Below are 13,799 nucleotides of genomic sequence, written 5' to 3'. Positions count from 1 at the left end.
GAGAACGGAAGATGCACAGCAAGCCAGTCCGCTACCTTGTGCTGATCGACGCCGCCGGCGCGTCGATCGCGCGGCTGTTCGACGAGCAGCTGCACCAGCTCAACGAGATCGATGGCGGCTCCGAGGAGGTGGCGGTGATGCTGCGCGGCCTCACGCCGGCGCACTCGGCCAACGACACCGCGTGGGCGCAGGCGCTGCGCGGCCACAGTGCCGCCGAGCGTGCCGCGGCCCGTGTCTACACCCTCGACGTCTGAGGCCGATTCCATGCCCCATTGCATCCTCGAGTGCACGAAGTCGGTCGCGGCCCAGGTGCCGGTCGACCGGATGATGCGTGCCGTGCACGACGCCGCGCTCGCGAGCGAGCTGTTCACCGTCGGCGACGTGAAGATCCGCGTGCTGGTGCACGAGCACAGCCTGGTCGGTGGCATCAACGCCGACTTCGTGCATGTGTTCGCCTACGTGCTGACCGGCCGCAGCGAGGCCGACCGCAAGAAGCTGTCGGCCGCGATCGTGCGCGGGCTGGCGGCGCTGCTGCCGGCGGTGCAGGCCGTCTCGTGCGACGTGCGAGAGATGGAGCGCGCGACCTTCAGCAACCGGCGCAACGCTGGCATCGACGCGTGAAGAGCCTGGGGAGCGAGTCGCTGCCCGCCAGCCGGACGCCGCCCGCGCCGTGCGTCACGATCGTGATGCCGACCTACAACCGCGCGGCGCTGCTGCCCGGCACGATCGACGCGGTGCTGGCGCAGACCTTCGGCGACTTCGAGCTGATCGTCGCCGACGACGGCTCCAACGACGACACCGCCGGCGTGCTCGGACGCCGCTATGCCGACGAGCCCCGGCTGCGCTACCTGCGCAAGCCGAACGGCGGCGTCTCGTCGGCACGCAACCTGGGTCTGTCGCAGGCGCGCGGCGAGTTCATCGCCTTCCTCGATTCCGACGACCTGTGGCAGCCGTGGAAGTTGCAGCTGCAGGTGGCCACGCTGCGGGCGCTCGCGCCGCAGGGCGTCGGCATGCTGTGGACCAACCTCGACGTGGTCGATGCGCAGGGGCAACTCGTGAAGCAGGCGCACCTGCGGGATGCGTACTCGGCGTACGGCCAGCTTGAAAAGTACGGGATCCCGGTGTTCGCGCACGAGGCGGGGCTCGTGGAGCTGGTGCCCGGCGCGATGGCGCCGCAGGCCGGCACGCGCGTGTACTGGGGCGACGTGCGCTCGGGCATGCTGATCGGCAACCTGTGCCAGCCGTCGACGCTGATGCTGACGCGCGAGCGTGCCGACGCGATCGGCGGCTTCGACGAGAGCATGGTGTCGGGCGAAGACCACGCGTACCACCTGAAGGCGAGCCGCATCGGCCCGGCCGCGCTGCTGGACGCGAGTGCCGTGCTGTACCGCAAGGGCGCGGCCGACCAGCTGACCCAGCCGGCCTACCGCTGGATGATTGCGAGCAACTACCTGAAGACGCTGCTGCCGGAGGTCGAACGCGAGCGCGAACGCCAGGGAGACCGGCTCGACCTGCCGCAGGCGCTGCTGACCGAGACCATCGCGAGCGCGTACGAGTGGGTCGGCATGGAGATGTGGTACCGGCAGGACTACGCGGCCGCGCACCGGCATTTCGGCGACAGCCTGCGCCAGCGCTGGAAGCAGCCGAAGCTGTGGGCGCTGTACCTGGTGACGGCGATGCCGCCCGGGGCGATCGAGTTCCTGAGGCAAACCCTGCGCCGCGTGCGCCGATCGACGCAGTAGCATCCGTGGCCATGGCCCACCAGCCCGTCCACCACACCGTTCGCTCGCTGCTCGTCGATCTGTCGACGCCGTTCGAGCGCCGCTGGGCGGGCGGCGATGCCTTCCTGACGGCCTTTTTCAACGCGCTGTCGATGAGCTTCCCGGTCGGCGAGCAGTTCTTCATCGATTCGGTGCGGGCTGCCGCGAAGGCCTTGCCGGCCGACGCGCAGGCGAGCTTTGCCGACGAGGTGCAGGGCTTCATCGGGCAGGAGGCGACGCACCGCCGCATCCACGGGCTGTTCAACGGCCAGCTGGAAGCGCAGGGCCACCGCAACACCTGGGGGCCGCGGGCGGCGCGCCGCATCGCGCGCTTCGAGGGCGGCGATCCGCGCCATGCGCTGGCGGTGACGGCCGGCTACGAGCACTTCACCGCGATCATGGCGGCGTGGATGCTGCAGCACCCGCAGCAGCTCGACGGTGCCGAGCCGCGGCTGCGCACGATGTGGATGTGGCACGCGGCCGAGGAGACCGAGCACCGCAGCACCGCGTTCGACGTCTACCAGGCGAGCGGTGGCAACCACCGCTGGCGCCTCCGCTGGTTCTACGTGGTCACCTTCTTCTTCGTCACCGACGTGCTGCGCCAGACGCTGCGCAACCTGTGGCACGACGGTGCGCTGCTGCAGGGCCGCACCTGGCGCAGCGCATGGCGGCTGCTGTTCGCGAAAGGCGGGCTGGTGCGCGACACCTTCGGGCCGTGGCGGGCGTACTTCCGGGCTGACTTTCATCCGCAGCAGCAGGACGAGCCGCGGGCGGCGGTCTGGCTGCGGGACAACGCGGGGCAGTTTCGCGAGGTGTAGCCGGGGAAACTCCGTTCGCCCTGAGCACATCAGGTCGTTGAAGGGACCCGGCAGTTGCAAAGAAACCCCGTTCGCCCTGAGCCTGTCGAAGGGTCGGTGCGCATGGCACGAGGGCTTCGGCAAGCTCAGCCCGACCCTTCGACAAGCTCAGGGCGAACGGGTTGGCGCTGTTTCGTTGGTGCGCAACTCAGCATGGCATCACCCGCACCGCGGTTCCCCCCAGCACCGCATTCCCCGACAACGGATCCCGCAGCGAATCGTCCAGCACCGCGTTGAGGTTCGCGCCGGGCCGCTCGGCGGCCACGGCCAGGCGTGCGCCGGGCAACGCATGGCCCCAGCCGTGCGGCAGGCTGATCACGCCGGGCATCATCTCGTCGCTGATCTCCACCTGCACCTCGATCGATTGATCCGCCGCCCGGGCGATGCGTGCCTGGCCGCCATGCTGCAGGCCCCAGCGCGCGGCGTCCTGCGGGTGGACCAGCGCAGTGCAGCGGAACGGGCCTTTCGCGAGCGTCGGCAGGTTGTGCATCCAGCTGTTGTTCGAGCGCACCTGGCGGCGGCCGATGATCACCGCGTCGTGGGTACCGGCCCGCGCATCGGCGGCCACCCGCTGCAGGTCGTCGAGCAGGCTCGGTGGCGCGAGTTCGATGCAGCCCGACGGCGTGCGCAGCAGCTCGGGCACGCGCGGTGCCAGCGGGCCGAGGTCGATGCCGTGTGGCGCGGCCTTCAGCTTGTCGAGCGTCAGGCCGTCGGGCTTGCCGCCGAAGCCGTCGCCGAACGGGCCGCTGCGCAAGGCCAGGTCGAGCAACCGCTCCGGGCCTCGGTGCGCCGACACCATCTGCATCACCGCATCGGCCCGGTCACCGGCCAGCTTGCGCACGTCCTCGGCCACCAGCGCATCGTCGAGCGCGTCGATGTCGGCCTGCGCGCCGCGCCCCTGCACCAGCGCGGCCAGCCGCAGCAGCGTTTCCCACTCGGCCGGCGTGCCGGCCGGCGGCTGCAGCACTGCCGGGCTGTAGCGCGCGTGGTTGCGCACGCTGAACTGCGGGAACGCGACGTCGTAGTGCGTGTCCTCCAGCGGCGAGAGTCCCGGCAGGATCACGTCGGCATGGCGCGTCGTCTCGTTCAGGTAGATGTCCAGGCTCAGCATGAACTCGAGCCCCTCCAGCGCCTTCGCCAGCCGTGGCCCGTTCGGCGCCGACAGAACCGGGTTGCTCGCGATCGTGATCAGCGCCTTCACCTGGCCGGCACCCGGCGTCTCGATCTCCTCGGCCAGGCAGGTCATCGGCAGCTCGCCGTAGACCTCCGGCGCGCCGCTGACGCGGCTGCGGTGCCGGCCAGTCACGATGCCGCGGCCTCGGCCCGGCGTGCCGGCGGTGTTGGCCGCGAAAGCCGCGCCCTGCGGGAACATCGCGCCGCCCGGCTCGTCGAGGTGGCCGGCCAGGATGTTCAGCACGTCGATCAGCCACGAGCAGGTGGTGCCGTAGGCCTGCACGCAGGTGCCGAGGCGGCCATAGACGCAGCCGCGCTCGGCCGCGGCGAGTTCGCGCGCGAGGCTGCGGATCACGCCCGCATCGATCCCGCAGCGCGCGGCCATTGCGTCGGCGCTGAAGGGCTGCACCGCGTCGCGCAGCGCGTCAACGCCCTTCACATGCGGCTCCAGGCGCCCGAGCTTCACCAAGCCCTCGGCGAACAGCGTGTGCACCATCCCGAGCAGCAGGAACACATCGCCGCCCGGCCGGATGAAATGGTGCGCGTCGGCGAGCGCGGCCGTCTCGGTGCGGCGCGGGTCGATCACCACCAGCCGGCCGCCGCGCGCCTTCATCGCCTTCGCCTTGCCGCGGAAATCCGGCACCGTCCACAGGCTGCCGTTGCTGGCCATCGGGTTCGCGCCGAGCATCAGCAGGAACTCGCAGCGTTCGATGTCGGGCACCGCCATCGACAGCCAGTGGCCGTACATCAGCCCGTTCGACAGCTGCTTGGGCATCTGGTCGAGCGTCGACGCCGAGAAGAAATTGCGCGTGCCCAGCGCCTTCAGCAGCCGCGGCATGTACAGCAGCAGCCCCATCTTGTGGGCCGACGGGTTGCCCAGCGTCAGCGCGATGCTGTCCTTGCCATGCGCCTCGCGCAGCGGCAGCAGGCGGCGCTCGATCTCGGCGAAGGCCTCGTCCCACGTGGCCTCGACGAAGCGCGCGCCGCGCCGGATCAGCGGCGTGCGCAGGCGGTCCGGGTCCTCGTGCAGGTCTTTCAGCGCGACGCCTTTCGGGCACAGGAAGCCGGCGCTGAACACGTCGGCCGCGTCGCCGCGGATGGTGCCGATGCGCCCGGCGTCATCGACCTGCACTTCGAGGCCGCAGCAGGCCTCGCACAAGGGGCAGATGCGCAGGGCAGTGCGTGAAGTCATCGTCGTCTCCTGGATGCGGATCGTTGCCGCAGCCTCGCCTTTATGCGCTCGTCGACGCCGCCTGTCCGTCACCGAGGCGACGCAGCAGCTGCGCCGTCTCGGCATCGGCCGGGAAGAAGGTCTCCAGTGCCAGCTCCGACAGCGTGATGTCCACCGGCGTGCCGAACACCGTGGTCGTGCTGATGAACGACAGCACGCCGAGTGCGCTGCGGATCTGCAGCGGCACCGCGACCGCGCTCCAATCCTCGCCGCCGGGCGGGCTGTCGTCGCCGGGGTAGGCCTGCAGCTCGTCGAGCAGCGCCGCCAGCACCGGGTCCCCGCTCAGGTGGACCTGCGTGCGCAGCCGCGCGAACAGGTGCGTGCGCCACGCGTTCAGGTTGACGATCTTCGGTGCCACGCCGTCCGGGTGCAGGCTCAGCCGCAGCACGTTGACCGGCGGCTGGAGCAGGTGCGGCGCGACGCCGTCGAGCAGCAGCAGCATCGGCCGGTTGTGCGCCAGCAGGTTCCAGTGCCGGTCGACGGCCAGGGCAGGGTGCGGTTCGTGCGCCCGCAGCACCAGCTCGACCGCATCGCGCGCCGCCTTCAGCGCCGGGTCGTCGAGCGTGCGCTCGCGGTAAAGCGGCGCGAAGCCGGCGGCCGTCAGCAAGGTGTTGCGCTCGCGCAGCGGCACCTCCAGCGCCTCGGCCAGGTGCAGCACCATCGCGCGGCTCGGCGCCGCGCGGCCGGTCTCGACGTAGCTCAGGTGGCGGGTGGAGATGTCGGCATCGCTCGCCAGGTCGAGCTGGCTCAGGCGCCGGCGCTGTCGCCATTCGCGCAGCAGGGCGCCGACCGGCGTCACGCCGGAACCGCCTTGCGCTCGACGATCCGCGGCAGCCGCACCACCGCGCGCAGGCCCTGCGGCTGCACCGGCTGCAGCTCGACGGTGCCGGTGTGCCGCTCGACGATCTCCTTGACGATTGCAAGGCCGAGCCCGCAGCCGTTGCCCTCGTGCGTCGCGCGGGCGAAGCGCTCGAAGACCCGCTCGCGGTCGGCCTCGGCGATGCCCGGGCCGTTGTCCTCGACCTCCAGCACCGCCTGGCTGTCCTGCGCCGACAGCCGCACCGTGACGACGCTGCCGTCGCCGGCGTAGCGGATCGCGTTGTCGACCAGGTTGAGCAGCGACTCGCGCAGCAGCAGCGCATTGCCGTGGATCTCGATCGGCTTCTCGTCGCCCTCATCGAGCCCGAGGTCGACGCCCGCATGCCGGGCCCGCGGCACCAGCTCGGCCGTCACCTCGCTCGCCAGCCGCCGCAGGTCGACGCGCGTGCGGCCCTGCGCGGCCACCGATTCCGGCTCGGCGCGCGCGAGCGTCAGCAACTGGTTGATCAGGTGCGCGCTGCGCGTCGCGCTCTCGTGCACCCGGCGCAGCCGCGCCTGCAGCGCCGGGTTGTCGGTCTCGGTCAGCGCGAGCTCGGTCTGGCTCTTCAGCCCCGCCAGCGGCGTGCGCAGCTGGTGCGCCGCATCGCTGATGAAGCGCTTCTGCACCGACACGTTCTCGTGCACCTGGGCCAGCAGGCTGTTCAGCGCCTTCACCAGCGCGCGCACCTCCTCGGGCGCGGCCTCGAGCTTGATCGGCGCCAGGTCGTTCGGCGCGCGGTCCTCGACCTCGGCGCGCAGCCGCGCCAGCGGCGCGAGACCGGTGCGGATGCCGCCCCAGACGATCACCGACATCAGCGCCACCAGCCCCGACAGCGGCAGCGCGGTGTCGACCAGGATCTGGCGCGCGAGCTCCTCGCCGCTGGCGCGGCTGCGTGCCACCTGTACCAGCATGCGCTGCGGCGCGTTCTCGTCGCCGAACGACAGGTACATCGCCGCGACGCGGATGCCGAGCTGGTGCGTCTTCTCTTGGCTCGTCCGCTCCTTCATGCTGCCGTTGTAGAAGTAGGTCTCGCCGAGGCGCGCATCGGTGACCGGCGGCGGCGGCAGCTTGTTGTTGCCAAGGATGAACTCGCCGGGCGGCGTGCTGACCATGTAGTACACGCGGTCGTCCGGGTCGGCCTCGATGATGTCCTGCGCGGCGCGCGGGAAATCGATGAACAGCCCGTTGCCGATCGGCTTGACCTGGCGGGCGAGCGCGCGCGTGGCGGTCTTCAGCGCGGCATCGATCGCCCGGTTGGCATAGCGGTCGGCGACGTTGTAGGTGACGTAGGCGGCGGCCAGCCACAGCACCAGCTGCGGCAGCAGCAGCCACAGCAGCAGGTGGCGGTGCAGCGAGCGCGTGCCGGGCGTCACGCCGGGCACGCGGCGCAGGGCCAGCTTGAACGGCGAGAGCATCCGGGTCAGCTGCTAGCTTCGGCTTCCAGCAGGTAGCCGAGGCCGCGCACCGTGCGGATCGCCAGGCCCGAGCCATCCAGCTTGCGCCGCAGCCGGTGGATGTAGACCTCGATCGAGCCGGCATTGGCATCGCCGCGCTCCACCGCCCAGGCCTCGGCGATCTGCTCCTTGGTCACCACCTTGTCACGCTGCGTGAGCAGCAGGTCCATCAGCATCCATTCGCGCGGCGACAGCTCCATCGCCTCGTTGTCGATCGCGGCGCGGCGGGTGTCGCGGTCGAAGCTCAGCCGCCCCATCTCCTGCGCCGACGCGGCGGCCACGTTGCGGCTGCGGCGCAGCAGCGCGCGGATGCGGGCCTCCAGCTCGGGGAAGTCGAAGGGCTTGGTCAGGTAGTCGTCGGCGCCGGCGTTCAGCCCGGCGACGCGGTGGTCGAGCCCGTCGAGCGCGGTCAGCACCAGCATCGGCAGCGTCGGCCGGGCGGCGCGCACGCGCTTCAGCACGGTCAGGCCGTCGACCAGCGGCAGGCCCAGGTCGAGCACGCCGAGGTCGAACTGCTGGCGCAGCAGCAGGTACTCGGCGACGGCGCCGTTCGGGGCCACGTCGACCTCGAAGCCGGCCAGCGCCAGGTTGGCGCTGAGGGCATCGGCAAGGATGGCGTCGTCTTCGGCGAGCAGCAACTTCATGGGCGGAGCTTACAGACTTCAGTGGCGAATCCGCATCGCCGGATACCCGAACGGCCCCGGGTGCTGGCACACTGGACCGATCCTCGACTGCCCCGGTGGCCCGCATGCACGACCACGCTGCACTGATCCAACGCTTCTACGAAGGCTTCTGCCGCCGCGACTGGTCCGCGATGGGGGCCTGCTACCACCGCGAGGTCCACTTCACCGACCCGGTGTTCGACCTGCATGGCGCCGATGCCGGGATGATGTGGCGCATGTTGTGCACCAACGGGCGCGACCTGCGGCTCGAATACACCGGCATCCAGGCCGATGATCGCCAGGGGGCGGCGCACTGGGAGGCGAACTACACGTTCTCGGCGACCGGGCGCAAGGTGCTGAACATCATCGACGCGAGCTTCGAGTTCCGCGACGGGCTGATCGTGCGGCACGTCGACCGCTTCGATTTCTGGGCCTGGTCGCGGCAGGCGCTCGGGGCCCCGGGCTGGGCGCTCGGGTGGTCGGGCTTGCTGCAGAACAAGATCAAGGCGAAGGCGGCCGGCAGCCTGGCTCAATTCAAGGCAAAAAATCCCGCCTAGGCCATCCCGCCGTTGATCGAGATCACCTGCCCGGTGATGTAGCCGGCCTCGTCCCCCGCGAGGAATCCCACCAGCGCCGCCACCTCATCGGCCGTGCCGGCGCGCTTGGCCGGTACCAGCTGCGCGATCGCCTTGTCGTCGAAGGCCTGCGCCGTCATGCGCGACGCGATGATCCCCGGCGCGACCGCGTTCACCGTGATGCCGCGGCTCGCGAGCTCCAGCGACAAGGCCTTGGTCGCGCTGTTCAACGCACCCTTGGCCGCCGCGTAGTTCGTCTGCCCGCGGTTGCCCATCACGCCGGCCACCGACGAGATGTTGATCACCCGGCCCCAGCGCGTGCGGATCATCGGCATCACCAGCGGCTGCGTGACGTTGAAGAAGCCGTGCAGCGACACGTCGATCACGCGGTGCCATTGCTCCTCGCGCATCGCGGGGAACACCGCGTCGTCGTGCAGCCCGGCGTTGTTGACGACCACCTGGATCGCGCCGGCCTCGGCCAGCGGCAGCAGCGCCGCCTCGCAGGCCGCGCGGTCGGTCACGTCGAAGCAGACCGCCTCGGCCGAGCCGCCCGCGGCCTTCAGCTGCAGCGCCAGCAGCTCGACCGCCTCGGGCCGCGAGTTGGCATGCAGGATCACGTGGAAGCCGTCGCGCGCCAGCCGGCGGGCGATCGCGCTGCCGAGTTCGCCGCTCGCGCCGGTGACCAGCGCGCGGCGCGGGGGAGGGGTGTCGCTCATCGGGACTCTCCTGGATGGAGCACGACCGCGGCGCGGCCGTCGGCCACCGGCGCGCCGGCATGCTGCACGCGGAACGCATAGAGCAGCTGGTGGGCGTCGCCGGCCACGCGCTCGGCGACGACTTCCAGGTCGCCCGCAAGGTCGTGCAGGTGCAGCCGGTGGCAGTGCACGCCGCGCGCGCTCGCGAGGAAACCGGGCGAGGCCGGCGCACCGGTCGATTGCGCGAGCAGCGCGCCATGCAGCGCCATCGCCTGCGCGGCGTACTCGATGGCCGCGGTCGCGAGCAGGCCCGACGCGGTGCGCAGCGGGTGCTCCGCGGCGCGGTGGCCAGTCGCGCGGCAGCGGATGGCCTGCGCGTCCCAGGCCAGCAGGCCGTCGAGCAGGCACATCGACCCGGCATGCGGGATCAGCGCCGCGATGCCGGCGTGATCGAGCAGCACCGGTTCGTCGCTCATGGCCGATGGACGTCGACGCGCAACGACAGCCCGGGCTGGCAGTCGAGCACGATGCGGCCTTCATCGCCGCGGGCGATCAGCTCGAGCAGCGGCAGCGCGCGCGCCGCGGGGATCTGCTGCCGCAGCGCCTCGAGCCCCGCATCGCGGCATGGCGTCGACAGCTGCGGCGCCTGCGCCGCAAGTGTCAGCCGCGCGATCGCGCGATCGCCCACCGGCTGCAGCACCAGCGCGATGCCCAGGCTGTCGGGCAGCGGCCGCGTCGCGTTCAGCGGCTCGGGGTAGGGCGTGTCGCTCGCGACCAGCAGCACCGGCTGCGGCTGTGAATGCAACTGGCCCGCGGCCTCGATCAGCCCGGCCGCGAAGCTGGTGTCGAAGCCGCACAGGCTGGTCGACGCGGCCCGGCCGGTGACCGCGATGTGCCAGTAGCCCGCCGCGGCGTTGTGCACCGAGTTCGTGAAGCGCGTCGGCGACACCAGCCGGTCGCTGCCGGCCAGCGCCTCGCACAGCGCGTGGCAGTTCGCGCCGTCGCCGCTCGACGACGCGAACACCGTGGCCGCCAGCGCCGGGGCGATGCCGCTGTGCAGGCAGGCTTCGTCGGCGACAGCCAGCGCGATCTTGATCGCGGCCCCGGCGCGGCGCCGCTCGGCCGCCGGCAAGCGCGCCGGGGGCGGCACCGCGGTGGGGGTTCGGGCGTACGCGGTGTGTCCGCCGAGCACCTGCGCGCCCTGCATCCAGTCGGTGAGACCGGGGCCGCACAACCCTATGCCTTGCACGAAGAGCGTGGCCATCAGGCGGCTCCGAACACGAGGCTGGCGTTCGAGCCGCCGAAGCCGAACGAATTGCTCAGCACGCGGCGCAGCGGCGCGGCGCGGCTGAGGTCGACGTAGTTCGAGTGCAGCTCGGCATCGGGTTGCAAGCGGTTCAGCCCGCCGGGCAGCAGGCCGTGCTGCAGCGCCAGCAGGCTCAGCACCGCCTCGACGCCACCGGCCGCGCCCAGCGTGTGGCCGGTCGCACCCTTGGTCGAGCTGCAGGGCGTCGCCGGGCCGAACACGGTCTGCACCGCGCGGTCTTCGGCCGCGTCGTTGTTGTGCGTCGCGGTGCCGTGCAGGTTGATGTAGTCGATGTCGCCCGGCTGCAGCCCGGCACCGGCCAGCGCCTGTTGCATCGCGTCGACCGCGCCGCCGCCGTCGGGCAGCGGCGAGCTCATGTGGAAACCGTCGCTGCTTTCGCCGGTGCCGAGCAGCCAGCCTTGCGGGTCGGGCATCTCGGGTGTTCCTGACGTCTGGCGCTCCAGCAGCGCGAACGCCGCCGCCTCGCCGAGCGACAGCCCGTTGCGACCGGCATCCCAGGGCCGGCAGATCTGCGGCGACAGCAACTCCAGCGAGTTGAAGCCGTACAGCGTCGTCAGGCACAGGCTGTCGACGCCACCGACCACCGCCGCGTCGATCCAGCCGAGTTCCATCAGCCGCGCAGCCGCCGCGAACACCTTGGCGCTCGACGAGCAGGCGGTCGAGACGACCCACTGCGGGCCGTCGAGCTGCAGTGCGAGCGCGACGAAGCGCGCCAGCGAGCCGGTGTTGTGCGTCTCGGCGTAGTGGAAGTCGGCAGGCAGCGCACCGTCGGGGCCGCGCCGGCGGTAGGCGTGCTCGGTCTGCAGGATGCCGGAGGTGCTGCTACCCAGCAGCACCGCGACACGTTGCACACCGTAGCGCTCGCGTGCCGCACGCACCGCCGCGCGAAAGCCGTTCTGCTGCAGCCCGAGCCAGGCCAGGCGGTGGTTGCGGCAGTCGTGGGTTTCCAGCTCGGCCGGCAGCGCGATCGCATCGACGCCGGCGACCTCGCCGACGTGGCAGGTCAGCGCCACGTCCTCGAAGCGGCACGGTGCGAGCCCGCTGCGGCCATCGCGCAGCGCTTGCAGGTGGGTCTCGTTGCCGGCCCCGAGCGCGCTCGTGACCGTCATCCGGGTGATCGCGACGGGCTTCATGGGGTCACCGACGCGTTGACCGTCGCCACGGCCGTTTGCGCAGGCCAAGCATCGGTGAGCCGCACGAAGCGAAGCCCGGCCTGCTGCGCCTGCGCGATGAGCATCGGCAGCACGTCCAGCACCACCGGCCGGCCCTCGGGCGTGCTCGCGCAGTGGCCGTCGTGCAGCAGCAGGATGTCGCCGCCGCGCAGGCCGCGCGTCAGGCGCGCGAGCACGCGCTGCGTGTCGCCGTCGCGGGTGTCGAAGCCGCGGCGCGTCCAGCTCGCCAGCCGCAAGCCCATGCGGTGCAGCAGCGGGTCGAGGAACACGTTGCGCAGGCCGGCCGGCGCGCGGAACAGCGTCGGGCGCTCACTGGTCGCACCATGCAGGAAGGCCTGTGCCTGCTGCAGCTCGCGTGCGATGCGGCGCGGGCCGAACACCGAGAACGCATGCGGGTGACGCCAGCTGTGGTTCTGCACGCTGTGGCCGCGCCGCACGATCTCGTGCAGCAGCGCGGGCTGCGCCGCGGCGCGCTCGGCGATCACGAAGAAGGTGGCGTGCACGCCGGCCGCGTCGAGCAGGTCCAGCACCTGCGGCGTCAGCACCGGGTCCGGGCCGTCGTCGAGCGTCAGCGCGATCTCGCCGCGCGCCGCGGCCTCTGCGGGCAGCCGCGTGATGTTGTCGCCGAGCCAGGTCGAGCGCGGCCACAGCCCGAGCAGCGTGATCGCGAGGTGGTTCAGCACGACCGCGCCCAGCGCCCACGGCCAGTCGCTGGGCGAGCGCAGCACCGCGAGCAGCGCCAGCAGGTGCAGGCCGGCGCTGAGCAGCAGGAAGACGGGAACGGGCCAGGTCGTCACGCGAAGCGCGGGCGAGGGCGGAAGCGAAGGGGAAGGCTGCAGGGGGGTCATCGAATGCGTCGAATCGTCGAATCCGGGGTGGGAAGCACTGCCCGCCAGCAGGGGAATTCAGGGCTCGGATTGTCCCACACCGTCCGGACGGCGCGCCCAGCTGGCCGACAGCAGCAGGCACAGCAGCGTGCCCGGCGCCACCACCTCGCCGAGCGCCACCAGCAGTGGAACGCTGGAGCTGCACAGCAGCGCGAATGACGCGACGATCGTCAGGTTGGCCAGCAGCAGCGAGGCGAGCGTTTCGGCGTCCGCCTGCGGCGTGCCATGTTCCGACCCTTGCTGCGCCAGCTGGTCGAAGAACAGCGCGTAGTTCGACCCCACCGCGACCACCAGCAGCAGCCCGACCAGGTGCAGCACGCCGAGCGCGACGCCGGCCAGCGTGAGGCCCGCCAGCACCAGCACCACGCTGGCCACCAGCGGGAGCGCGACGCGCCACAGCCGGCGCAGCGAGCGCAGCCCGGCGTACAGGATCAGCAGCACGGCCAGCGCACCGAGCGCGCTCTGCCAGAAGGCCTCGCGCAGGTAGCGCGCATAGAGTGCATCGAGTTCGGGCTGGATCTCGACGACGCGGGTGTCGGGCAGGCCCTGCATCGCGTCGCGCAGCCGTGCCGCGGGCAGCGCCTGCGTGCCGGCGCGCAGGCTCAGCAGCACGGTCCATGGCCGGCCCTGCGTGCCGGGCAGCAACTGGGCCTGCAGCGCGGTGGCGAGCGGCGTGCCGTCGTAATCGGCGCGCGTCACCGGCCTGGCCTGGCGCTGCGCCTGCACGTCGGCGATGAAGGGCTCGAGCCGGTCGGCCGGCAGCAGGCCGTCGGCGGTGGCGGGCTTCAGCCGGGCGCGCAGCGTGTCGGCATCGGGCAGCGCGGCCTTGCGCGCGGCCTGCGTCGCGGCGCTCGGCAGCAGCCGGGTCGGCGATTCATAGCCGGCGAGCAGGCCGGCGGCCACCAGCGGATCGAGCCGCGCGCTGGCCTGCTCGGCGCGCTGCAGCGCGGTCGCTTCGTCCGGCGCCTCGATCGCGACCAGCGTGCCCAGCTCGGCCGCACCCAGGTCGGCGCGCAGCGAGGCATCGAGCGTCAACGCCTGTTTCGACACCGGGCTCAGGTGCGTCAACTGGCCGCGCCAGGCGCTCGGCAGCACCAGCAGCAGCGCCAGCGCGGCCGCGCCGAGGCCGCCCCAGAACCAGCGCAGC

General features: G+C 71.9%; 15 protein-coding genes. 5 read left to right on the top strand and 10 right to left on the bottom strand.

All coding sequences use genetic code 11. The features are described from left to right. The first annotated feature begins 11 nt into the window (after window positions 1-11). The 4 genes from ACXJLU_RS06260 to ACXJLU_RS06245 are packed head-to-tail and all read left to right on the top strand — an operon-like array spanning window position 12 to window position 2,578. Entirely contained in the window at window positions 12-254 is a 243-nt protein-coding gene (locus ACXJLU_RS06260) for a hypothetical protein (protein ID WP_457329585.1), read from the top strand. A gap of 10 nt (window positions 255-264) precedes the next feature. After that, a complete protein-coding gene (locus tag ACXJLU_RS06255; protein ID WP_457329584.1) occupies window positions 265-621 on the top strand; it encodes a 5-carboxymethyl-2-hydroxymuconate Delta-isomerase in 357 nt (118 codons plus the stop codon). After that, on the top strand, window positions 618-1,742 hold the full coding sequence (locus ACXJLU_RS06250; protein WP_457329583.1) for a glycosyltransferase family 2 protein: 1,125 nt from the start codon (window positions 618-620) through the stop codon (window positions 1,740-1,742). Before ACXJLU_RS06255 ends, ACXJLU_RS06250 begins: the two co-directional genes overlap by 4 nt. An 11-nt stretch (window positions 1,743-1,753) precedes the next feature. Beyond that, window positions 1,754-2,578: a metal-dependent hydrolase gene (locus tag ACXJLU_RS06245; protein ID WP_457329582.1), complete on the top strand. Its 825-nt coding sequence runs from the start codon at window positions 1,754-1,756 to the stop codon at window positions 2,576-2,578. A 187-nt stretch (window positions 2,579-2,765) separates the two neighbouring features. Here ACXJLU_RS06245 and ACXJLU_RS06240 read toward each other — a convergent pair whose 3' ends face one another. Genes ACXJLU_RS06240 through ACXJLU_RS06225 form a run of 4 tightly spaced genes read right to left on the bottom strand, consistent with a single transcriptional unit; the run spans window position 2,766 to window position 7,978 of the window. After that, window positions 2,766-4,982: a molybdopterin-dependent oxidoreductase gene (locus ACXJLU_RS06240; protein WP_457329581.1), complete on the bottom strand. Its 2,217-nt coding sequence runs from the start codon at window positions 4,980-4,982 to the stop codon at window positions 2,766-2,768. Between the two features lie 40 nt (window positions 4,983-5,022). Then, window positions 5,023-5,820: a helix-turn-helix domain-containing protein gene (locus ACXJLU_RS06235; RefSeq protein ID WP_457329580.1), complete on the bottom strand. Its 798-nt coding sequence runs from the start codon at window positions 5,818-5,820 to the stop codon at window positions 5,023-5,025. Next, window positions 5,817-7,295 carry a sensor histidine kinase gene (locus tag ACXJLU_RS06230; RefSeq protein WP_457329579.1) on the bottom strand — a complete coding sequence of 493 codons (1,479 nt, stop codon included), beginning with the start codon at window positions 7,293-7,295 and terminating at the stop codon, window positions 5,817-5,819. Before ACXJLU_RS06230 ends, ACXJLU_RS06235 begins: the two co-directional genes overlap by 4 nt. Window positions 7,296-7,300: 5 nt before the next feature. After that, window positions 7,301-7,978, bottom strand: a complete 678-nt coding sequence (locus tag ACXJLU_RS06225) for a response regulator transcription factor (protein ID WP_073463884.1) — start codon at window positions 7,976-7,978, stop codon at window positions 7,301-7,303. A gap of 104 nt (window positions 7,979-8,082) precedes the next feature. On the opposite strand from ACXJLU_RS06225, the gene ACXJLU_RS06220 reads away from it, so the two are divergent. Beyond that, a complete protein-coding gene (locus tag ACXJLU_RS06220) occupies window positions 8,083-8,553 on the top strand; it encodes a nuclear transport factor 2 family protein (protein WP_457329624.1) in 471 nt (156 codons plus the stop codon). On the opposite strand, the gene fabG is transcribed toward ACXJLU_RS06220, so the two are convergent. From fabG to ACXJLU_RS06190, 6 genes are all read right to left on the bottom strand, one after another. Beyond that, window positions 8,550-9,287, bottom strand: a complete 738-nt coding sequence (gene fabG / locus ACXJLU_RS06215) for a 3-oxoacyl-ACP reductase FabG (RefSeq protein WP_457329578.1) — start codon at window positions 9,285-9,287, stop codon at window positions 8,550-8,552. The two genes, ACXJLU_RS06220 and fabG, sit on opposite strands and share 4 nt — an antisense overlap. Next, complete coding sequence (locus tag ACXJLU_RS06210) at window positions 9,284-9,742, bottom strand: hotdog family protein (RefSeq protein ID WP_457329577.1); 459 nt, start codon at window positions 9,740-9,742, stop codon at window positions 9,284-9,286. Before ACXJLU_RS06210 ends, fabG begins: the two co-directional genes overlap by 4 nt. Further along, window positions 9,739-10,530 (bottom strand): beta-ketoacyl synthase chain length factor, encoded by a 792-nt coding sequence (locus ACXJLU_RS06205; RefSeq protein WP_457329576.1) that lies wholly within the window; start codon window positions 10,528-10,530, stop codon window positions 9,739-9,741. The genes ACXJLU_RS06210 and ACXJLU_RS06205 overlap by 4 nt, the downstream gene beginning before the upstream one ends. After that, complete coding sequence (locus tag ACXJLU_RS06200; protein WP_457329575.1) at window positions 10,530-11,726, bottom strand: beta-ketoacyl-[acyl-carrier-protein] synthase family protein; 1,197 nt, start codon at window positions 11,724-11,726, stop codon at window positions 10,530-10,532. Before ACXJLU_RS06200 ends, ACXJLU_RS06205 begins: the two co-directional genes overlap by 1 nt. Beyond that, window positions 11,723-12,613 carry a polysaccharide deacetylase family protein gene (locus tag ACXJLU_RS06195; RefSeq protein WP_457329574.1) on the bottom strand — a complete coding sequence of 297 codons (891 nt, stop codon included), beginning with the start codon at window positions 12,611-12,613 and terminating at the stop codon, window positions 11,723-11,725. The genes ACXJLU_RS06200 and ACXJLU_RS06195 overlap by 4 nt, the downstream gene beginning before the upstream one ends. Before the next feature lie 57 nt (window positions 12,614-12,670). Beyond that, window positions 12,671-13,799: MMPL family transporter (locus ACXJLU_RS06190; protein WP_489742048.1), on the bottom strand; the 1,129-nt coding region annotated here is incomplete at its 5' end.

This window comes from Rhizobacter sp. P5_C2 (assembly GCF_054049715.1).
The sequence above is the reverse complement of the archived record's forward strand: the minus strand, read 5'-3'. Positions and strand labels throughout refer to the sequence as shown.

Excerpts from the sequence above, each read along its gene's own strand:
- ACXJLU_RS06200 (WP_457329575.1), bottom strand. The coding sequence starts at position 11,726 with ATGAAGCCCGTCGCGATCACCCGGATGACGGTCACGAGCGCGCTCGGG.
- ACXJLU_RS06205 (WP_457329576.1), bottom strand. The coding sequence starts at position 10,530 with ATGGCCACGCTCTTCGTGCAAGGCATAGGGTTGTGCGGCCCCGGTCTC.
- ACXJLU_RS06195 (WP_457329574.1), bottom strand. The coding sequence starts at position 12,613 with ATGACCCCCCTGCAGCCTTCCCCTTCGCTTCCGCCCTCGCCCGCGCTT.
- fabG (WP_457329578.1), bottom strand. The coding sequence starts at position 9,287 with ATGAGCGACACCCCTCCCCCGCGCCGCGCGCTGGTCACCGGCGCGAGC.
- ACXJLU_RS06260 (WP_457329585.1), top strand. The coding sequence starts at position 12 with ATGCACAGCAAGCCAGTCCGCTACCTTGTGCTGATCGACGCCGCCGGC.
- ACXJLU_RS06240 (WP_457329581.1), bottom strand. The coding sequence starts at position 4,982 with ATGACTTCACGCACTGCCCTGCGCATCTGCCCCTTGTGCGAGGCCTGC.
- ACXJLU_RS06230 (WP_457329579.1), bottom strand. The coding sequence starts at position 7,295 with ATGCTCTCGCCGTTCAAGCTGGCCCTGCGCCGCGTGCCCGGCGTGACG.
- ACXJLU_RS06255 (WP_457329584.1), top strand. The coding sequence starts at position 265 with ATGCCCCATTGCATCCTCGAGTGCACGAAGTCGGTCGCGGCCCAGGTG.
- ACXJLU_RS06220 (WP_457329624.1), top strand. The coding sequence starts at position 8,083 with ATGCACGACCACGCTGCACTGATCCAACGCTTCTACGAAGGCTTCTGC.
- ACXJLU_RS06225 (WP_073463884.1), bottom strand. The coding sequence starts at position 7,978 with ATGAAGTTGCTGCTCGCCGAAGACGACGCCATCCTTGCCGATGCCCTC.
- ACXJLU_RS06210 (WP_457329577.1), bottom strand. The coding sequence starts at position 9,742 with ATGAGCGACGAACCGGTGCTGCTCGATCACGCCGGCATCGCGGCGCTG.
- ACXJLU_RS06245 (WP_457329582.1), top strand. The coding sequence starts at position 1,754 with ATGGCCCACCAGCCCGTCCACCACACCGTTCGCTCGCTGCTCGTCGAT.